The sequence below is a fragment of the Henriciella sp. genome (genome assembly GCF_049649345.1).
GTDB lineage: Bacteria > Pseudomonadota > Alphaproteobacteria > Caulobacterales > Hyphomonadaceae > Henriciella.
Genome location: NZ_JBARZC010000245.1, coordinates 1 through 2,323 on the forward strand (window position 1 = coordinate 1; position 2,323 = coordinate 2,323).

A 2,323-nucleotide genomic window follows, 5' to 3' on the forward strand; every position below is an offset into this window, starting at 1 on the left:
TGTCAAAGCGGCTGGCGCCTGATGCAGATGGTGCCAAACGCATGGACTCCGGCACTGGAAATCCGATGGGCCGCGTCGGCGAGATGCATGAACTGGTCAATCTGGCCGTCTTCCTAATGGGGCCGGGCGCCGAATATGTGAACGGGCAGACCATTGCGATCGATGGTGCGGCTTACAATGCGTCTGGCGGAAATTTTGCAATGCTGACGGCGTGGGGCGATGCCGAATGGAAAGCCGCGCGCGATGCGATTGAGGCGACCAATACAAAAGACAAGGCGCAACGAACCGTCTACCCTGATTCACCGGGCGCGACGAAGCGATCAAGCGGTTCGCCGCGCCAGTTGGCCTTCGCGATTTCGATACGCTCATGGACGTCTTCCGGTACGGAAGGAAGGTCATGGATTGGCAGGAGCAGCGGCCGAAGGCCTCTTAGATTTGCCGTCTGGATCGCGATACCGGGACGAGCATTGAGCTCAAGCAGTGTCGGGCCTTTATGCTCGCAGATCACAATGTCTACACCGACATAGCCGAGGCCGATATGGTGTCCCAGCCTCGCGGCCAGGTCGAGGATGTCTGCCCAGGCTGGCACCTGGAAGTCCCGAACAGGCGTCTCGAAATCGGGGTGCAGATCAATCGAATCATTGTGTTGCACGCCTCTTGTCGTGATCCCGGTCACCAGATCGATCCCGGCTCCGACACCGCCTTGGTGTAGGTTGGCCTTACCGTCGGATTCTGCAGTCGGCAGCCTCAGCATCGACATGATTGGTACGCCGCGAAACACAATGACACGAACATCCGGCACGCCGCCGAAAGCGAGCTTCGAGAAGGCCGAATGCGGAACCAATCGCTCTTCGATCAGGACATGGTCGGAGCCATCTCCCATGGAGAACATACCCGACAGCATATTGCTGAGATGATATTTGACGTCCGACCAGGGCGTGATCTGGCCATTCATCCTGCGAAGCCCGCTCTTTGCGAGACCATTGAACACCATGATGCCGCCGCCGCCTGAACCGCGGGAGGGTTTCACCACAAAGCTCGAATGCTTGCGGGCGATACTCTCGATCAGATCGATCTCGCCGCCATAACGAATGACACCAAACTGTTCCGGAACAGTGACGCCTGCTTCCTTGGCCAGCTGCTTGGTGATGACCTTGTCGTCGACGAGCGGATAGAAGCGTCTTGGATTATAGGCCGCGATGAAGTCCAGGTTTCGGCTATTGATGCCGAGAACACCGGACTTAGCGAGGCGGGTGAAGGGTTTCATGTTGATGATTTGGATGGCTCTGCCTGTTCGGCCTGATCGGCGAGAACCTTGAAGCGCACGAATTCGGTGGCTTTGTAACCGGTATACCGGCCGAGAACGAGCACGATGGCCAGGACGATGAGAAGCAGTTCAGGAAACACGATCGCAATATGCTCAATATATTCGCTGGTCAGAATGTAATAACCGGGAACGGCGCAGGCGAGCGACCCGACGGCCTTCTTCATGGCATCTTTCGCACCAGCCTCCTCCCAGGTCAGTGACATCCGTTCAATCGTCATTGTGATAATTACGATCGGGAACAGAGAGATGGACAGCCCTGTCTGAATGCCTGCCGCTTCGCCAAACAGGGCGATCGCCATCATCAGGAAAGTAACGATGATCAGCACAGCCGCGAGGCGCGGCACGAGCAATAATTGAAGCTGATTGAAATAGGCGCGCAGGACGAGACCGGTCGCGACAATCCCGACAAACAGCACCATGCCGGTAAACAGCTGCGGTTCGCGGAAGGCCAGCGCAATCAGGATTGGCATGAAAGTACCAAAGGCAGGCACGCCGATAACTTGCTTCAGGATCACGATAATCAGAGCGCCGAGCGGGATAAGGAGCAGGACCCGAAAGACAAGCTGCAGATCGACCGGCAGGGTCAGCAGCGATGTCGCATTGACCCACGGCGCAAACTCTTCGCCGCGCTCCATGGCCCGGACGAGCTGACTTTCGAAGTTTCGCGCGACGGACCACGACACACCCAGCCGGCGAAACCCGTCTCCATCAACGATGGGTGCACGATCATACACGATCGGGAGCGTCCGCGAATTGTCGAGAGGCTCTGCGGTTCTGCCGCTGGCGCTGACCCAGGTATCGTCCAGCCAATACTCGACCCAGCTTTCCAGTGGGGCCTGGCGTGTATCGGTATCAAGCATGATACCCTGAACATGCCGCGCAGGCGTGCCTGCCGCGTTCAGCAGGAATACCAGCCGGTCCGAGACGTTCCCTATTTCCGTGGGGCCGCCCTCGATTATCGTCGTAATGCGGTCGTCTTCTTCATCGGCGTTCAGG

2 protein-coding genes are annotated in these 2,323 nt (G+C 57.8%); both read right to left on the bottom strand.

What is annotated here, in order from left to right:
- Positions 1-289: 289 nt before the first annotated feature.
- Positions 290-1,267, bottom strand: coding sequence for an alpha-L-glutamate ligase-like protein (locus WA989_RS06320; RefSeq protein ID WP_424339659.1), 978 nt, complete (start codon positions 1,265-1,267; stop codon positions 290-292).
- The coding region (locus tag WA989_RS06325) for a 7TM domain-containing protein (protein ID WP_424339660.1) at positions 1,264-2,323 on the bottom strand (1,060 nt) is incomplete at its 5' end. The genes WA989_RS06320 and WA989_RS06325, both read right to left, overlap by 4 nt.

Coding starts and splice junctions, on each gene's coding strand:
- WA989_RS06320 (WP_424339659.1), bottom strand. CDS start 1,267: ATGAAACCCTTCACCCGCCTCGCTAAGTCCGGTGTTCTCGGCATCAAT.